Raw genomic sequence first — 17946 nt, 5'->3', positions numbered from 1 at the left:
GAAAATAAGCATTAGGGATTTCCTGAGTCCCTAACCCCAACTCCTAATTTATGGGGACTATACGTTAACGTAAGTTTAAGAGATATAAAACAATGTTAGATAACTGCTGGCAAAAATGATTAACTCTGTTTATCGCCAAAAGATCTACCCTTTTCTACTGAGGGCTTACTACCGTTACTTACAAACCTCAGAGCGTTCTCTAGATAAGGCATATAAAGCTGCTTTGCAAATCAAGGCAATAGAAGACGAGCATTTTAATGGTAATAAAATTAACTTCGACTCTACTAGGCATAGCGGTAGTGTTATGGACTATTTTGAGTCAGAATTGAAAAGACAATTAAAAATCATTCGGATGCGGTTAACAGAATTTAAGTTTAGCCGTTTTTTCCTGGATGAATCCAATCAAAAAACTGCAAAGCAAGTAGGTATTGAATACTCATCTCCTTCACTTATTTTAGAAAAACTTAACTTTATTGATGAAGTCACAACAAAATACAATTCTTTTAAGCCTGATGAAGTAATACCCAACACTCTATCACCTCAGAGTACAATTGTACCAGTAGAACCTTCTTTAAATCAAACCAAACTGCAAAATACACCAAAAAATAAATTAGATAACAGTGCTCGGAGTAAGACCAATACCACTGGAGTGCTACCTCGGTCGATTTTTAACACGATCACTCGTTTGCAAATTGAGTTAGATCCAAATGCAGAACAAGATGTTGTTAAAAATTTCCGTAACACTCAAAAAAGAACCATAATCTCCGTTAGGTTTCTTTTACTTCTCATCATAGTTCCTATTTTAACCCATCAAATATCAAAAGCTTTGTTTGTGGGACCTGTTGTTGAATCTTACTTTAGCAAACATTCCGAACAAGCAAAAATATTTCTCAACTATGAAATGGAAGAGGAGGCACTGACAGAACTTGAAAGGTTTGAAGAACGTATAAAATTTAATAGTTTGCTTGGTAAGCATGAACCCTTGTCTCAAGAGCAAATGGAACTAGAGGTGAAAGATAAGGCTCGTGAAATTGCTGAAGAATATCAGCATGAAAGTGGAAATGCTATCAAAAATGTTTTTGCAGATATATTCTCGATCGTTGCCTTCACTTGGCTATTGCTGACAAGCAAGCGAGAAATTGCAGTGCTGAAAGATTTCTTTGACCATGTTGTCTACGGTCTAAGTGATAGTGCTAAAGCTTTTATCATCATCCTATTTACTGATATCTTTGTAGGATTCCACTCTCCTCACGGTTGGGAAGTCATTCTAGAAGGTATATCGCGGCACTGGGGATTGCCAGCCAATCATGATTTCATCTTTCTCTTTATTGCTACATTTCCAGTCATCTTAGATACTATATTTAAATACTGGATATTCCGCTACTTAAATCGCATCTCTCCTTCTGCTGTAGCTACTTATCACAATATGAATGAATAGAATTGATTGGGGGTTAGTGGTTCGTAGGGGAACTGCTAACCATTTATAGTATTGATAGCTACAATTCTTGAGCGGTTAATATTAAAGTTAAAAAATTCTAAGTTTAAATATAGAAATCTACCTAGAGACAGAAGTATCAATTGTCGTTCAAGAAAAACATGAGATAACTTTATATGAATAAGCAGAAACGCTAAAATAACATAAAAAAGCCTAATAACTTAATGGGTTCGATAAGCGAAGCATAATGACTTAAGTCGTGTAATATCTCAGTAGATATTCCACAGCTTGCGTTAAAGTACGCAGCTGTCATAGGATTGTAATATAAAAATCTCAGTAAAAATACACCAATCATAATAAATGAATGACGATATAGTTCTAGATATTGTCGAGCAAGTATTACTATCTAGACAGCTTAGCCCCATTGAACAAGTTATTTTGCGCCAATCATGGCAGGGAAAAGGTTATGGTGAAATGGCGCAAGACTCTGGCTACGGTAGCAATTACTTCAAAGAGGTTGGCTCTCAATTGTGGCATGACCTGTCAGAAGCGATAGGTCAAAGGGTAACCAAGAAAAATTTACATCTTGTTTTAGCACGGTATCAGCAAAACCAAGGAGAGCCCAAGGAGAGCACGCAGCAAAGCTTTAAACAAACAGCACCCGAGAATAAAGCTGCAAATTCTGTGGGAAATAATGCTTTTTATAAAGAAAAAAAATATACAAATACAAAGGCAGAAGAGATAGAGTACCCTGGTGGACCTGTCCCCCTAAACTCTTCGCTCTACGTTAATCGCCTGCGGATAGAAGAACTGGCATACAAGGAGATTAGCAAACCGGGATGTCTTATCCGTATTAAAGCCCCTAGAAAGATGGGCAAGAGTTCGCTCCTCAACCGCATGATAGCTTGTGCCCAAAATGATAGATATAAAATTGCTTATATAGACTTTCAGGAGACAGACGAAACTCTATTTACATCCCTCGATAAATTTTTGCGCTGGTTTTGCGCCAATGTTAGCAGACAGTTAAACCTAAACAACAAGCTTGATGATTACTGGGATGAAGACATGGGGAGCAAGGTTAGCTGTAAAATTTATTTTGAGGAATATGTGCTCGAACAAATCAATGCTCCCATTGTTTTAGCATTAAATGAAGTTAACAGACTTTTTGAGCATCTCCAAATTGCCAATGATTTTTTGTCCATGCTGCGATTTTGGCATGAAGTGGGACGGACGGTAGAAATTTGGCAAAACCTACGGTTGGTGATAGTTCATTCTACCGAAATACACATTCCTCTCAAAATTAATCAATCTCCTTTTAATGTTGGGCTGTCAATTAAGCTGCCTCAGTTTACATTAGAGGAAGTGCAAGATTTAGCATCACGTTATGGATTGAATTGGATTGATAGCAAAGCCTGCCAACAATTGATGGTTATGGTAGGGGGACATCCCTATTTAATTAACTTGGCATTTTATCATTTGTATCGTAAAGAAATGACATTAAATCGGTTGTTGGAAACATCTCCAACAGCAGCTGGTATTTACAGCAACCATTTGAGAAATCATTTGGCGCTGGTGCAAGAACAACCGGAACTAGCCTCAGCACTTTTAAAAGTTGTGAGTACTGAAGAAAGCGTGCGTTTAGATGCCCTGACTGCCTTCAAATTAGAAAGCATGGGTTTAATTCAACTAGATGGCAATCAAGCAAAACCAAGTTGTCAGCTATATCGCCTTTATTTTAACCAACAACTGACAGAAAAACATACAGATGCTCCACAGCAACTATTAACTCTGGAAAAACAACCAGTCAAACTTTCAAACAAAGTTGAGCCACAACTTCAAAGTGTCAGTCGTACCTATATCAAGCAATCTCTTGAAGCGTCTTGGCAGCAATGGAGAAAAGAGTTTTTACTCCTGTCACTGATTGTATGTGAAGTCGATTATTTTAAGTGGTACAACGATACACACGGTTATGTGTCTGGAGATGCTGCTTTGCAACAGATTGCCAGTGCCATAAGTCAGTGCATTCAGCAAAAGCAATCCAGCCTGCTGCGTTATGGGGGTACAAAATTTGCAGCTATATTGCCCTACGTGAATTCCATGGAAGTGCTGCAACTTGGGGAAAGTATGCGAGATAGCGTGAAAGCATTGGGAATTCCATACAACTTACCGGGTATCGACGGATTGCCATCTGAAGTATTAAGCATCAGCGTTGGAGTTGCATCTATCATGCCAGGTTCTGACAATTCACCAGATTTACTGATAAATTCTGCTGAAGAAGCACTGTTTCAAGCAAAAAGGCAAGGACGCGATCGCGTTCATCTCAATTCTCCTTTAAACGCAGGAGTTCCAGCGACTCCGCACGTACTGCATTTTCCAAGACCGAGCTAAGGATAATTGAGAAAAATCTCAGTTCTTGTGGTACGGGTGTCCCAATACCAATGCATGAGGACACCCGTACCACAAGAAAATAATGCTGTAGTTTCTTTATGTGATCATTGATAACTGCTGTTAAATTTGTCCTACTACTCTCGTAAGGCATATCCCACCCCACGCACGGTATGAATCAAACGCTTTTCATTATTTTCTTCAAGCTTAAGACGCAGGTAGCGGACATAAACTTCAATAATATTGGAATCTCCCATGAAATCATAGCCCCAAACTTTCTCTAGAATGAGGTCTCTGGTAAATACTTGACGGGGATGGCTGAGGAGATACTCCAATAAATCAAACTCTTTTGCTGTTAGCTCAATGGCTCGATTGCCTCGAAAAACTTCACGTGTGGTGCGATTGAGCTTTAAGTCTTCAAACTGCAACCACTCTTCTTCTGTTTCTTGAGTGCGACGCAAATGGGCGCGAATTCTGGCTAACAATTCCTCAATACTGAAAGGTTTGACTACATAATCATCAGCACCCGCATCTAAACCGGCGACGCGATCGCTGACTTCATCTTTTGCTGTCAGCAAAATCACTGGTACTTTGTTTCCAGTCGCACGCAAACGCCGACAAAGTTCCAAGCCCGATAACCCAGGTAACATCCAATCTAAAATTGCTAAATCTGGTGAAGATTCCCGCGCTAAGGTCAAACCAGTAATACCATCATGGGCGACACTGACTTTGTATCCTTCGCTGTTAAGTTCCAATTCGACAAATCGTGCCAGTTTAACTTCATCTTCTACCAGGAGGATATGTGCTGTCATATTTTTTCTCCCAATGCAGGTAATTTTAAAATAAAGGTGCTACCATGACCGGGTTCCGAGCAAATACCAACATTACCCCCCATACTCTCCACAAGGCGTTTTACTATCGGTAGACCCAAGCCCGTTCCTCCAGTCGAACGGGTACGGGATGGATCGACTCGGTAAAAGGGTTCAAAAATACGGGCTTGTTCGGACAAGGGAATACCACAGCCCTTGTCGCTCACTTGAATCACTGCCCAACCATTTACCCAACCCAGTTGCACTGTCACTGTCTCTCCCACATCCGAATATTGAAACGCATTATCAATCAAATGGTATAACACCTGCATGAGCCGATCCCGTTCTGCTTTTACTTTAATCGGAAACGAGGCAAGTTTTAGCTGGATTGCCCGATGGTCAAACTTTTCTGCCATTTGCACTATATCTGCGATCGCATCATTTAAGATCAGTGGTTTCGCTTGCAAGGGCATTGCATTGCTACCTGCTCGTGCTAATTCAAGTAAATCTTGTAAGATATAAGTCATTCGTTCTGCATCCGAAACAGCCATCGCCAAAGATTCTTTCTGCGATTCTGTCAGATTTTGACTGCGTTGCAAAGTTCTTTGTAAATATGCATAAACCATGCTTAGAGGAGTCCGTAACTCGTGCGCTAAGTCGTTGGTAAATTGTTGCTGTTGTTCTTTCACTTCTGAAAGTCTTGCTAACAATTCATTCCAAGTTTGAGCGAGTGCTTTCACTTCGCTAGGTGTCCTACGTAACTGAGATGGATATTGTTTCAGTTCTGCACCGTAAGTTATTACCCACTGATTCATTTGTCGTAACGGGAAGAGCGATCGCCTGATGAATATAAACGTGAGAATTGCGGTCGTAATAAATATCAGAACGCTTACAGTTCCCACATTTTGAATCGCAATCAACAGCCTCTGATTATCATAACAAACACTATATTGTCGATCGTTCATTATGAGAAACTGTTTGATTTCCCAACCCATCCACATTGTAAAACTGCTAAATCCCACTGTAAAGATAACAATGATTTCAACAGTTAGGCGAAATTGTAGCGATGAAGGATCGATCCTCTCACCAATAACTCTGGGTAATTTTCGCTTTAATTTGTCTAAAAAAATCATGGGAGTAACTTATCTCTCTATATTTTAATCTGAATTTCATAAGTCAAGCTAATATCAATTTTAAAAAAGAATACGCTCTATGAATAAGACCTCTCCCCAAGCCTCACCTCAGTAAGCTATCTATTACCCAAATCTTTCTTAACATTTACGAGAGTAATTACTCACATTTTTTCTAACCCTTATTCGTTCGTTATTCATTTTCAATGAAAATGAGATTTTTGCGAGACGAATAAGTGCCATTTTGTCAAGCTTACTGAAAATTTCAGTGTCCAGAATGGATTTTATCCAAGGGTTTCAAGATTGTAAAGAAAGATTTGACTAATGCATAGCCTTAGTAAGGGGGAGAGCAGGCAGAGAGAGCAGGTGAGGTATATGTCGCGAGCTTTTTTTGAATCTGTATGAGATAAATTTGTTTTTTGCCTATAATTACAATCTAATATCTCTCTTAAAAAAAACGATGAGTTTTTCCTGAAAGAAATTTAAACTTTGCCTGAGAATCTGAGGCAAATTTCTGAGAATTGTCATTATAATTTTAGAATTACAATAAATTTTTGTCAAATTCCCTTAAATCCCATACCAGATTCTACTTTTTGTTCTGCTTGAGTAGAAATTACCTTGGAAAACATACTTCTGCGAGACGCTTGATAACGGATACCAAGATGACTTAAAAAAATGCCAATTAAAATAACGCTACCGCCGATATATTGAGCTAGAGTAGGAGCTTCATCTAAGATGAAATAAGCTGCTACAATTCCTGCAATAGGGGTAAAGGAACTGATTAAAGAAGCCATAGACACTGTTGAACTCCTCAGCCCTTTAATCCAAAATGATTGGCCAACCACAACAATTAACGCACCATAAAGGAACATCCACTTCCACAGGAAAGGTGAGAGTACATCAGCAAAATGATTGTGACCGTAAAGCCCCAAAGCAAGAAAGAAAAATATTACAGTTCCTAAAGCAGTACGAAAGATACTGTAGATTCCTAAAGGAATTCGATCGAGGTATTTTTTACCGATAATTGTGGAAACGCTTACAGCTGCAGAACCAAAGGCTACCAGAAGTTCGCCTACACCCACTTGCAAACCTCCCATATTCATCATTGATTCCCCAGGAGACTGAAGGACAATCGTGAGCGCAACACCAACAAACCCTGCGATCGCCCCTGCAATCTCCCAAAAGTTTACCCGTTCTTTAAGCAACCAAATTGATAAAGCTAGAGTTAAAGGTGGTTCCACTCGTCCAACCAAGATGACATTATTAACCCCTGTCAGTGCCAGTGCTTGGAAAATTAACCCAGGGGCAAGCGCTCCTGATAAAATAGCGACAGCTGTTAAACCGATCCAATCCTTCCGTGATAATTGTTTCAAAGTAGCTTTGTTCCACTGTCTCCCATAGATGAGAATCAGCACTATTAAGGCACAAAGGTTGCCCACGAATAAAACATTACACAAGGAAATTGGATTGCGACCATCTATAATATGTTTTGCTCCAATTTCTGTGAGTTTGCGAGTGACTGCACTAGACGCTCCAAAAATTAGGATTGCCAGCCAGAGATATATTTGTCCTGAAATTCTGGGAATTAAGCGATGCGGTCTTTTTAGTTTAGTCATGATAACATCACCGCAATAAAAATATAGATCCTTATATAGGACTTTTGTTTGGTGCTTCGGGTAAGTTCGATGAAGTCAAAACAGACCTCACCCAAAACCTCTCTCCTACAAGGTGAGAGGCTTCAAAAGATCTGCCTTCTGCCTTCTGCCTCTTGCCCTCTGCCTTTCTTTGTCAATTTAATCCTTGCTTTAGAATTCTTATATTAGCTCTTCATCATTCTGTTTGGAATAAGTTTTTGCTGAGAGAACACTAAATGCAAGTTTGACACACGCACCTCTAGAAGAGGCGGTATTCTTCAAGAATAAGCCAAGTTATGACTCTACTCACAGCTTTTACCAAGAAAATTTGATGTAAATTTATTACACAGTACTGAATGAAAACCCTTGATTTATTGATAGAAGCCAGCAAAAATTAGGTATCCTTATCGCGGATATTTTTATATGAGCTGGGTTTGTACTCAGAGGTGCAAGCTCTGAGTTTACTTATGTCAGCACCCCGTACTAAAGTAACGGGGCTTCATGCCTCAGTATTTTAATGAGAAAACGCTGAGAATATCCTAAATAAGCTTAAAGAAGAAATTCATGAAAATCATGGCTTAGGTTCAGATGAACTTCAGTAGCTACTGAGAAGCTTTAGATGTCCGGGATAACAGGAGACAGAAATGAAATTTGCCCCTTTAGTAGCTACAGTTGCCTTAACTGGTTTTTTTACAGTATGGGAAGCACCATTAAAAGCGATAAATCCTTTATTAGTTCAAGCATCAGCCCAAGAATTATCCGTACAGCAGAAAGTAGCGTTACTAACTAAAAATAAGGGTCAGATTGGGAGTGGCGATCAACTGCGTCGTTTCTTTTTTGGAGATTTGGAGCCAATCGGTATTCAGCCTGGTGGAGCAGGTCACGTTGTTAACCTTTATAACAAAGCTAACGATACCACTTTTTCTTACTGTTCAACCTATGACGTTATCGTCGCTGTTAAAAAAGGTAAAGTCGCTAAGTTTGAACCTAACGAAGTGAAATAACTCAAGGCAACTAAATAACATAAGTTACGCAATTGGGAAGAATCATTCACGATTTGCTAATAGCTAATGGCTAATGGCTAATGGCTAATAGCTAATAGACATATCAGAAAAAGACGCTGAACGCTTTCTTTCCTTGTCTGGGTGAAAATCTAATTTCTGGAGAAGTCTAATGGGAAATTAGCGATTGGTCATCAGCCATCAGCCATCAGCTATCAGCCATCAGCTATCAGCCATTAGCTATCAGCCATCAGCCATCAGCCATCAGCCATCAGCCATTAGCTTATATAAGTCTTATGCAGCAAGCATCTCATCCCACAGTCATCTTAGGTGGTGGCTTTGCTGGACTGTTCACAGCTCTACACTTAAGCCATCAAAATTATTCGCATCCTATTATTCTTATTGAACAACGCGATCGCTTCAGTTTTAAACCGTTGTTGTATGAACTTCTGAGCGGAGAACTCCATAGCGAACAGGTTTATCCACGTTATAAAGAGCTTCTAGCAGGAAGCCGTGTCACCTTTATGCAAGACACGGTGAAATCGGTTCATCTGCACGAACGCAAAGTGAGTGTAGCTTCTGGAAAAGTGTTTGACTACAGTAACTTAGTTCTAGCACTGGGTGGCAAAACCACTTATTTTAATACTCCTGGTGCAGCAGAGTATGCAATGCCATTTACAAATGGTGCAGAAGCGATCGCTTTGCGAAAACACTTACGACACTGCTTGCATTTGGCAGTTCAAACTCAAGACCCAGAACGTCGGCGTTTACTGCTGACTGTTGCCATTATTGGAGCAGGACCTGCAGGTATAGAACTGGCATGCACATTAGCAGATTTGTTGCCTATTTGGTACGACGAGCTCGGCGGTGATGCTAGTGAAATTCGGGTTGTCTTAGTTAACCGCAGTCGTGAAATCCTTAAAGGAGACGTCAACAGCGATTTGCGTTGTATAGCACAAAGGGCGCTCAAACGTCGGGTAATTCCTGTAGATTTTGTGTTTGATGCGGCTGTCACGAAAATTCAAGCCGATGGTGTAGAGTACAGCCAACAAGATCGAACACGGGTTTTACAAGCTGGAACAATCGCTTGGACTGCGGGTACGGCTCCGAGCCCTCTGTTGAAGGAACTCCCAATTTCAGAAGAAAGGCGAGACAAACGAGGGCGTCTTGTGGTGACGCCGACATTGCAACTCCCTGATTTTCCAGAAGTTTTTGTGGCGGGAGACTGTGCAACAGATAGCGACAATCCCCAACCACCAACAGCACAAGTGGCTTATCAGCAAGGAATTGCGATCGCTCGCAATCTTCAGTATTTTTGGCAAAACAAACCCACCATTCCCGTACAAATCCAAATGCGCGGTACGTTGATGAAACTGGGGCTCAACGAAGGTGTTGCTAACTTATTTAATAAAGTCCAAATCAAAGGTCAGCCCGGTCATCTGCTTCGAGAAGCAACATACTTAGAACTGCTACCAACCCCTGCTCGTAACTTTAAAGTCACAACAGAATGGCTGACCGATAAATTATTCCACCGCCATCGCCCTTTTTCCCATATGCAGTTAGGACAAACACCTTGGCTGTTTGGGGTTGCAACTGTAGCAGCAGGAATGATTTTGGCAACTCCTCTAGTTTGGCGAGCTGCTCAACCGCTTCAATTTCAGCAAACTCTAAGTTGGACGGGCGTCCCGACGTTACTTAATAGACTTGCACCCCCTCCCCCGTCTCGTTAAAGTTTTTCCCCATATTTATCGTGGGTGGATTTGAGATTTTGAATTGCAAAAGCCTTGCAGGATTTCATTTCACCTAACTATCTGTCACATTCTTTTTTCAAATTGGTTTTATCTTTAGGAGCGTACTTATGAAATACTTACTCAACCTCCGAACTGCTGTGACTGTTAATCGCGTCACAATGGGCGTTTTCTTTTTTCTCTCTGGTATTGCTAACTATCTCAACTTCAGTATTCCTAACGGGTTCTACCAAACCGTCCTAACTCAAAAACTTCAAATGATTGGTCCTGGAATTCCACCAGGTTGGGAAGGTATAGGACCGCTACCTGGACTAATTGCTATTCCCTACGCCTGGTTACTACCTCTAGCAGAAATTGTACTGGGTGCATTGTTTGCTCTCAACTACTGGGTACGGTGGACGGGGTTACTACTGATTCTGATGACATTTAGCATCATTCTGGCATTTGGTATTATACCTGCTGGCAGTTTGTTTCCCAACGCAGCAGAAAGCTTTAACAAAAACATCCTATTTATGACTTTAATTTGGATGTGCATTGCTTACGAAGCTTACGAACAGAAAATGAGCCGCCGTCGCACCCAAGCAGCATCCGATTATACTCTTACCGCTTCTAATAATGATATGTAGAGCCTGTACCTCTCACTTTACACTTGGAGAAAACAAATGACTTCTTCACATTATGATTTGATTATCATTGGTACTGGTGCAGGTGGTGGTACACTGGCTTATCGTCTTGCTCCTACAGGCAAAAAAATTCTGATTTTGGAACGGGGTTCTTTTCTTCCTCGTGAGAAAGCAAACTGGGATACGGTTGAGGTGTTTCAGAAAGACCGCTATCATACCAACGAAGCTTGGTACGACCAGAAAGGACGCGAGATCCACCCCGGTACTGCATATTTTGTGGGTGGTAACACCAAACTGTATGGTGGTGCTCTCTTCCGTTGGCGCGAACAAGATTTTGAACAGGTGATTCATAAAGGCGGTATTTCTCCAGAATGGCCTTTAAAGTACCGTGATTTAGAACCTTATTACACTGAGGCAGAAAAACTTTACGAAGTTCACGGTAAGCGTGGTTTAGACCCGACCGAACCATCTGCTAGTGAGGATTATCCCTATCCGGCTATTCGTCACGAACCGCGTATTCAAGAAATTCACGATTCTTTGCAAGGAGAAGGTTACCATCCATTTTATTTGCCATTAGCGATTAAGTTCAATGAAGTTAACCGTCGTTTGAGTGCTTGCATTCGTTGCAATACCTGTGATGGGTTTCCTTGTTTAGTCGATGCTAAAGCAGATTCAGATATAACCTGCATACGCCCCGTAGAGAAGTACGATAACGTCACGCTGATAACGGAAGCCAAGGTAAAAAGACTACACACAAGTCCATCCGGACGAGAGGTGACTTCTGTGGAAGTCGAAATCAATGGAGAAGTTTGTTTCTTTTTTAGCAATATCGTTGTGGTTTCTTGTGGAGCGATTAATTCAGCAGCTTTGTTATTGCGTTCTGCTAGCGATCGCCATCCCAATGGATTGGCAAACAGTTCCGATCTCGTAGGACGTAATTTAATGAAGCATCAAAACGGAGCTATGATTGGAGTCAGTTCGAAATCCAATCCCACAGTATTTCAAAAAACTTTAGCAATTAATGATTTTTACTGGGGTGATGAGGATTTCGATTACCCTATGGGACACGTACAGTTACTGGGGAAAGTCAATGCAGATACGATCGCCCAAGAGTCTCCATCAGTATTGGGAGCCTCTTTTCAGGAAAAACATACTTTTGAGGCGATCGCAAATCACTCTGTAGACTGGTGGCTCACATCAGAAGATTTGCCCGATCTCAACAACCGCGTCACGCTTCGAGGTGATTCTATCCAATTGAATTACACCGAGAATAACACTGAAGCTTACAACCGTCTCGTCCATCGCTGGACGAAAGTCCTAAAAATGATTGGTTGTGGCGAACGGATTATTCCCTGTTCCTTCTATTTCCGGAAAAAACTGCCGTTGCAAGGTGTCGCCCATCAGTGCGGTACTTGTCGCTTTGGAGAAGACCCCAGAACTTCAGTTCTTGATGTGAATTGTCGCACTCATGATGTTGATAATTTATTCGTGGTGGATGGAAGTTTCTTTCGTTCTAGTGCGGCTGTTAATCCTACGCTGACGATTATTGCCAATGCTTTGCGTGTTGGCGATCGCATCATTGAAAGTTTGGTTTAAAACTTAATAAGAGAGCCTTAGCTAAATCTACCTTTTGTTCGGTATCTTTACTGCTCCTCATGTTAGCATCGAACAAAGAGGAGAGTGTAATGGCTTTTCGACCTACCCGACGACAAATTATTCAAGGGATTGGAGGGGGAGGTGTCCTGACGCTCTTAGGCTGCAATCGGCAGGAGCAAGCAATGGTAACTTTATATACCTTTGGTGATTCAATTTTAGACTGCGGACGATACAACGAGTTCGGCATTCATCCAGGACAACTCCTTGTCAAAAATAACGATCGGCTGTTTCCCGAATTTCAAGGCAAAGACCTCACATCACGCGGACTGGCTCACCTCGAACATCGCGCCCGAGATGGTGCAACGGTTGATGGACTGCCATATCAAGCGCAGGGATTGCAGGTTGATGGAAAGGCGATCGCATTACTTACCATCGGTGGTAATGATTTACTGGGTGGATTAATTCAGGACACAGGTGCTGAAATTGAAGTCTTTGCTAATGCTCTCGACACTTTCGTCAAGCAGTTACCCATCCGTCCCGTTCTACTAGGGAGTGTATACGATCCTACGTTGGGAGATGACCGACGCAACTTTTTAGGGATTGATGCAGCCATCGCCCGCAAGAACCTCCAGCGCATGAATGCTGTCATTCAAGAAATTGCCAACCGCTACGGACAATTCGTCGATCTCCACGCTCACTTCCTTAAGGGAGATCCATCATGGTTTACAGCAACGATCGAGCCAAGCCTGCGAGGTGCTTCGGAAGTTCGCCGTGCTTTTCTCCCCTATGTCGTGCATAAATAAAAATACTTTTTCTTGTGTCACTCTTCACAATGGAGTGTTACCAATCCAACCTTTAGATATAGACAGAAGCCAATCCTAATGGCTGATTATTTTAGGTTCAGTATTTATAAAGGTAAACAGATCGTAAAAGTGCTTCCTTCTCCTAACTTTGATTGCACGCTGACACTACCCCCCATTCCCTCTACAAGTGTCTTGACAATTGATAAACCCAAACCACTACCCCCAGTTGTATGACTGCGAGATTCATCTACACGGTAAAATCTCTCGAAAATACGTGCTTGGTGTTGCAGGGGAATACCATAACCCTCGTCGCAAACTTGAATAATTGCTTTATCTTGAAATTGATATAATTTAAAAGTGATAGGTGTACCGGACTCAGAATACTTAATAGCATTGTCAATCAAATTTAGTAATACTTGTTTAAGCCGACTGTAATCTATTTTGACTTCAATTGTGTGAGGCGCTGCTTCGATAGTAATGATGCGATCGCTATACTTTTTTGCCATTATCACAATTTCTTCGATTAAGTCATTTAATACGTAAGACTTCATTTGAAAGTGTAAATAACCACTGTCTGCACGTGCTAAATCTAGTAAATCTTGTAGCAAGCGGATGGTACGTTCAGCTTCTGATGCAGCAGTTTCTAAAGCTTCTTGTTGGATTTGAGTTAAGTTGTTTTGCCGTCGCAAGACGCTTTGCAAATAACCATGTACAATGGTTAAAGGTGTCCGCAACTCGTGAGAAACATTACTCACAAATTCTCGCTCTTGTTTCCATGATTGGGACAGACGCGATAACAACATTGTTAAGGTTTGGGCTAATTCTTTGACTTCACTGGGTGCATTATTAAGGTATAGCTGTGCTTGTCCTAACTCCTCTAGGGAAATCACAGCAGTCATTTGATTAAGCTGGCGTAGAGGTTGCAGAGAATGCTTGATATAAAATGCGATCGCAGTTGTGAGGATAATAATTGCTAAAACACTAATAATGCCTAAGCTTCGTACCATGACTACAAATGTTGATTGTTCGCGAGTAATATTCTTAACTACAAATAAATTACCAAGGACTTTACCTTCGACTTGGATAGAATTTTCAGATAAAATAAAGTAGCTTTTGTCAATTTTGTAAATTTGTGCTTTAAGAGGCATCTGAGTTAAAGATATTAACTGAGCTACCGTAGACTGAGGTAACAAATTTAAATTAGTCGATTGTGCCAATATTCTCCGACTGGGGCTTTTTATCCATAATAATGTATTGGTGTTTTCTAGGTTTTTAATAGCTTTTTGCAAACCACTTTCTGGTTGCATCATTTCACTATAAAGTTGCACATCCCGTGGTACACTATGGGCTATTTGTTCTATGTTTTGTTTGTGACTGTTAATTAATATTTGCTGCATTTTCCAACTCGTCCATATAGAGACACTACCCAGGACTAAAGTAGAAAATGCAGCCATGCCAATTGTCAGGCGTAACTGTAAGGAGAAAGGGTCTATATTGCTCCAAATTGTTCTGATATGTTTCACTGTTTTAGTTGGACTTTATGTTTTAATTTTACTGTTTTTTTAAGTCTCTAAATCTATTTTAAAAAAAGTGCCGAGAAATTTTGTGTGAATAGAATTCTCTAGGTGAGGCAGAAATGAACAATTTTTCCATTTAAAAATATATATAAATTTATAAGACATTAAATGAATTTCTAATAAGAATAGCTTGAAAATTTCTAAGAGGGCGTGTGAAAAGTTTTTAGTGATGTATCAACGTTTTGCAAGGGGCTCTGGAAAATTAGGAACCTAAACGAGTCGTTTGAAAACACGCTACAGGGAAATCTAAACAGCAAACATCTACTTTAAGATGAAACAGGTTGAGGGTTGGGGGGGAGCATCCCTAAGAGTGCAAATTGCCCTCAGAATAGAATTCTGGGGCTACACAAATAACAAATAAAGGAGTCGCTCAGCAGGCTATGATTGGAACCTAAATTTCAAAACTCAAAGATGATTTTTATACGGCGATCGCCTGTTTCTCTTGCTCAATTTCTTGTTTATGATGCTGTGCTTCATACTCACCAAATTGCTGAATCAGTTTAGCAACTAAACCCGTCCATCCGGTTTGATGGCTTGCACCAATTCCCGCTCCATTATCACCGTGGAAGTATTCGTAGAACAAAATTAAATCTCGCCAATAAGGATCGGTTTGAAACTTTTCGGTTCCACCATAAACAGGGCGTCGCTCGGAAGCATTTCTTAAGAAAATTTGCATGAGCCGTTGTGATAATTCAGAAGCCACTTCCCAAAGATTCATCAGTTGTCCGGAACCCGTTGGACATTCTACTTTGAAATCGTCTCCTAAGTAGTAATGAAACTTTTGTAGAGATTCAACAAGGAGAAAATTCACAGGAAACCAAATGGGACCGCGCCAGTTAGAGTTCCCACCAAACAAACCAGTACTGGATTCAGCCGGTTCGTAATCGACTCGAAATTGAGAGCCGTTCACATCAAAAATATAAGGATGTTCTGCATGAAATTTAGAAACTGCTCGGATACCATATGGGCTAAAAAATTCGCTTTCATTCAACATTGTCTGTAGAATTTTTTGCAGCTTATCTTTGGAAACAATCGCCAATAATCTCCTAGCACCTATTCCTTGTGTTTCCATACAAGCTACATTGCTTCGTAAATCGGGACGATTTTCTATAAACCATTCCAATCTCTGTTTAAAAGCAGGAAGTGCTCTTAATGTTTCTGGCTCAATGGTTTCAATAACAAATAAAGGAATGAGTCCTACCATAGACCGGACTTTTAGCGTAATTTCTCGTTCTGGCAAATGCAATACATCATAGAAAAAGGCATCTTCTTCATTCCACAAACTGGTTTTGTCTTCGCCAATATGAGTCATAGCATCGGCAATGTAAAGAAAATGCTCAAAGAATTTAGTGGCAATGTCTTCATAAACAGGGTTCGCTTTTGCTAGTTCTAGGGCTATTGCTAGCATATTCAAGCAATACATTCCCATCCAACTTGTGCCATCTGATTGATTGATATGACCGCCTGTTGGTAAAGTCGCACTGCGGTCAAAGACGCCAATATTATCCAATCCTAGAAATCCGCCTTGAAAAACGTTGTTACCTTCAGCATCTTTACGATTCACCCACCAGGTGAAATTGAGCAACAACTTCTGAAATACCCGTTCTAGAAACTGTCGGTCGCTGCGTCCATATATCTTTTGTTCAATTTTGTAGACGCGCCAAGTTGCCCATGCATGAACGGGAGGATTCACATCGCTGAATTGCCATTCATAAGCGGGAATTTGTCCGTTAGGATGCATATACCATTCCCGCGTTAAAATATCTAATTGATTCTTAGCAAAATCAGGGTCAATTGTTGCCAAAGGAATACAGTGGAATGCCAAATCCCAAGCAGCAAACCAAGGATATTCCCACTTATCAGGCATAGAAAGAATGTCTTGATTGTTGAGGTGAAACCATTCACGATTTCTACCATATTTACGTTCTTTTGGTGGAGTAGCTAAATCACCTTTTAACCATTTTTCTACATCATAGTAATAAAATTGTTTAGTCCACAACATTCCGGCAAAAGCTTGTCGCTGAACATTTCGCATATCTTCGCTCAGCGAGAAAGGAGTTAGCTTTTGATAAAATTCATCTGCTTCTTGTTTGCGAATAGCAAAGATTGTCTGGAACTCTTCGCTAAAAGCTTCAGCTAAATCGGGTAGATCGCTCAATCGCAATTTTATAGTTTTTGTTTCACCGGGATTAATACTAACTGTATAGTGAATTGCAGCTTTTGTTCCTCTTTGTTTTGGATTGATGGCTTCTTGTTTACCATGGATTATGTATTCATTAATACCATCTTTAACACAAGGAGAAGCATTGGGAAAACCAAACAGCTTTTCAGTATTTGTTTCGTTTTCGGTAAATAACAGTTCAGTTTCACCTTCAAAATACATCCATTTTTTTCCTAAAGATGGATGAAAAGCTTCTATAGTATTTTGGGCATGACCAACTTGATTTTTTTGGAGTATCGGTTTAGTAGCGTCTCCATCCCAAGACCAAGTATTTCTAAACCAAAGAGTAGGTAATAAATGCAGTGTCTTTGCTTCTGGTCCCCGATTTACAACTTGAATTTGAATCAGAATATCTTCAGCAGAATTTTTGGCATATTCAACGAATACATCAAAGTAGCGGTTTTCATTGAATAGCCCTGTATCTAGAAGTTCAAATTCCGGTTCTTGGCGGCTGCGGCGTTGGTTTTCTGCAACGAGTTGAGAGTAAGGAAATGCTTTTTGTGGATATTTATAAAGCATTTTCATGTAAGAATGGGTGGGAGTATTGTCAAGATAAAAGTAATATTCCTTAACATCTTCCCCATGATTTCCTTCACTTCCAGTCAGACCAAAGAATCTTTCTTTAAGAATTTGGTCTTCACCATTCCAAAGAGCGATCGCAAAACAAAGCTGTTGTTGTTCGTCAGAAATTCCCGCTATGCCATCTTCACCCCAGCGATAAGCACGAGAACGGGCTTGGTCGTGAGTAAAGTAATCCCAAGCAGTACCGTTGGGGCTGTAGTCTTCTCGCACCGTTCCCCATTGGCGATCGCTTAAATAAGGTCCCCACTTACGCCATTTTACTTGATTATTCCGAGCTGCTTCCAATCTGAGTTCTTCTTGGGTTGGAGTTGCCATAATCAGTCCTCTCCTAAAATAAACACGCTCTGATTGAGTGAAATTATTTGCTATCTGTACTCTCTCATCTACACCTTAAGTAGAACT

Annotated in this window: 12 protein-coding genes; 7 read left to right on the top strand and 5 right to left on the bottom strand. The window is 40.5% G+C overall.

Features of this window, described 5'->3' with window-relative positions:
• Nucleotides 1-115: 115 nt before the first annotated feature.
• Together HC643_RS06145 and HC643_RS06140 are read left to right on the top strand one after the other, a co-directional pair.
• Complete coding sequence (locus HC643_RS06145; RefSeq protein WP_038084826.1) at nt 116-1438, top strand: proton extrusion protein PcxA; 1323 nt, start codon at nt 116-118, stop codon at nt 1436-1438.
• Nucleotides 1439-1795: 357 nt separating this feature from the next.
• The gene (locus tag HC643_RS06140) at nt 1796-3823 is read left to right on the top strand and encodes an AAA-like domain-containing protein (RefSeq protein ID WP_038084827.1); all 2028 of its coding nucleotides are present in this window, start codon (nt 1796-1798) and stop codon (nt 3821-3823) included.
• A 134-nt stretch (nt 3824-3957) separates the two neighbouring features.
• Here the strand turns inward: HC643_RS06140 and HC643_RS06135 are convergent, their stop codons facing one another.
• The 3 genes from HC643_RS06135 to HC643_RS06125 form a co-directional block, all read right to left on the bottom strand.
• Nucleotides 3958-4632 (bottom strand): response regulator transcription factor, encoded by a 675-nt coding sequence (locus tag HC643_RS06135; RefSeq protein WP_038084829.1) that lies wholly within the window; start codon nt 4630-4632, stop codon nt 3958-3960.
• On the bottom strand, nt 4629-5762 hold the full coding sequence (locus tag HC643_RS06130) for a sensor histidine kinase (RefSeq protein ID WP_038084830.1): 1134 nt from the start codon (nt 5760-5762) through the stop codon (nt 4629-4631). Before HC643_RS06130 ends, HC643_RS06135 begins: the two co-directional genes overlap by 4 nt.
• A 554-nt stretch (nt 5763-6316) precedes the next feature.
• Complete coding sequence (locus HC643_RS06125; RefSeq protein WP_038084831.1) at nt 6317-7375, bottom strand: DMT family transporter; 1059 nt, start codon at nt 7373-7375, stop codon at nt 6317-6319.
• Between the two features lie 662 nt (nt 7376-8037).
• Here HC643_RS06125 and HC643_RS06120 point away from each other — a divergent pair.
• The 5 genes from HC643_RS06120 to HC643_RS06100 all read left to right on the top strand — a co-directional run bounded on the left by HC643_RS06120 (nt 8038) and on the right by HC643_RS06100 (nt 13164).
• Complete coding sequence (locus HC643_RS06120) at nt 8038-8397, top strand: hypothetical protein (RefSeq protein WP_038084833.1); 360 nt, start codon at nt 8038-8040, stop codon at nt 8395-8397.
• 293 nt (nt 8398-8690) lie between these two features.
• Complete coding sequence (locus tag HC643_RS06115; RefSeq protein ID WP_038084836.1) at nt 8691-10124, top strand: NAD(P)/FAD-dependent oxidoreductase; 1434 nt, start codon at nt 8691-8693, stop codon at nt 10122-10124.
• Nucleotides 10125-10252: 128 nt separating this feature from the next.
• The gene (locus HC643_RS06110) at nt 10253-10768 is read left to right on the top strand and encodes a DoxX family membrane protein (protein WP_038084838.1); all 516 of its coding nucleotides are present in this window, start codon (nt 10253-10255) and stop codon (nt 10766-10768) included.
• A gap of 36 nt (nt 10769-10804) precedes the next feature.
• Entirely contained in the window at nt 10805-12361 is a 1557-nt protein-coding gene (locus HC643_RS06105; protein WP_038084841.1) for a GMC oxidoreductase, read from the top strand.
• Between the two features lie 89 nt (nt 12362-12450).
• Nucleotides 12451-13164: an SGNH/GDSL hydrolase family protein gene (locus HC643_RS06100; protein ID WP_082051807.1), complete on the top strand. Its 714-nt coding sequence runs from the start codon at nt 12451-12453 to the stop codon at nt 13162-13164.
• Nucleotides 13165-13268: 104 nt separating this feature from the next.
• Here HC643_RS06100 and HC643_RS06095 read toward each other — a convergent pair whose 3' ends face one another.
• Complete coding sequence (locus tag HC643_RS06095; protein WP_038084843.1) at nt 13269-14687, bottom strand: sensor histidine kinase; 1419 nt, start codon at nt 14685-14687, stop codon at nt 13269-13271.
• A gap of 472 nt (nt 14688-15159) precedes the next feature.
• Nucleotides 15160-17859 (bottom strand): MGH1-like glycoside hydrolase domain-containing protein, encoded by a 2700-nt coding sequence (locus HC643_RS06090; protein ID WP_038084846.1) that lies wholly within the window; start codon nt 17857-17859, stop codon nt 15160-15162.
• Between the last annotated feature and the right edge of the window lie 87 nt (nt 17860-17946).

The sequence above is a fragment of the Tolypothrix bouteillei VB521301 genome, assembly GCF_000760695.4.
Lineage (GTDB): Bacteria > Cyanobacteriota > Cyanobacteriia > Cyanobacteriales > Nostocaceae > Scytonema > Scytonema bouteillei_A.
Note: the sequence above shows the minus strand (reverse complement) of the source record. Positions and strands in the feature narration are given on the sequence as shown.

Excerpts from the sequence above, each read along its gene's own strand:
- HC643_RS06145 (WP_038084826.1), top strand. The coding sequence starts at position 116 with ATGATTAACTCTGTTTATCGCCAAAAGATCTACCCTTTTCTACTGAGG.
- HC643_RS06140 (WP_038084827.1), top strand. The coding sequence starts at position 1,796 with ATGAATGACGATATAGTTCTAGATATTGTCGAGCAAGTATTACTATCT.
- HC643_RS06135 (WP_038084829.1), bottom strand. The coding sequence starts at position 4,632 with ATGACAGCACATATCCTCCTGGTAGAAGATGAAGTTAAACTGGCACGA.
- HC643_RS06130 (WP_038084830.1), bottom strand. The coding sequence starts at position 5,762 with ATGATTTTTTTAGACAAATTAAAGCGAAAATTACCCAGAGTTATTGGT.
- HC643_RS06125 (WP_038084831.1), bottom strand. The coding sequence starts at position 7,375 with ATGACTAAACTAAAAAGACCGCATCGCTTAATTCCCAGAATTTCAGGA.
- HC643_RS06120 (WP_038084833.1), top strand. The coding sequence starts at position 8,038 with ATGAAATTTGCCCCTTTAGTAGCTACAGTTGCCTTAACTGGTTTTTTT.
- HC643_RS06115 (WP_038084836.1), top strand. The coding sequence starts at position 8,691 with ATGCAGCAAGCATCTCATCCCACAGTCATCTTAGGTGGTGGCTTTGCT.
- HC643_RS06110 (WP_038084838.1), top strand. The coding sequence starts at position 10,253 with ATGAAATACTTACTCAACCTCCGAACTGCTGTGACTGTTAATCGCGTC.
- HC643_RS06105 (WP_038084841.1), top strand. The coding sequence starts at position 10,805 with ATGACTTCTTCACATTATGATTTGATTATCATTGGTACTGGTGCAGGT.
- HC643_RS06100 (WP_082051807.1), top strand. The coding sequence starts at position 12,451 with ATGGCTTTTCGACCTACCCGACGACAAATTATTCAAGGGATTGGAGGG.
- HC643_RS06090 (WP_038084846.1), bottom strand. The coding sequence starts at position 17,859 with ATGGCAACTCCAACCCAAGAAGAACTCAGATTGGAAGCAGCTCGGAAT.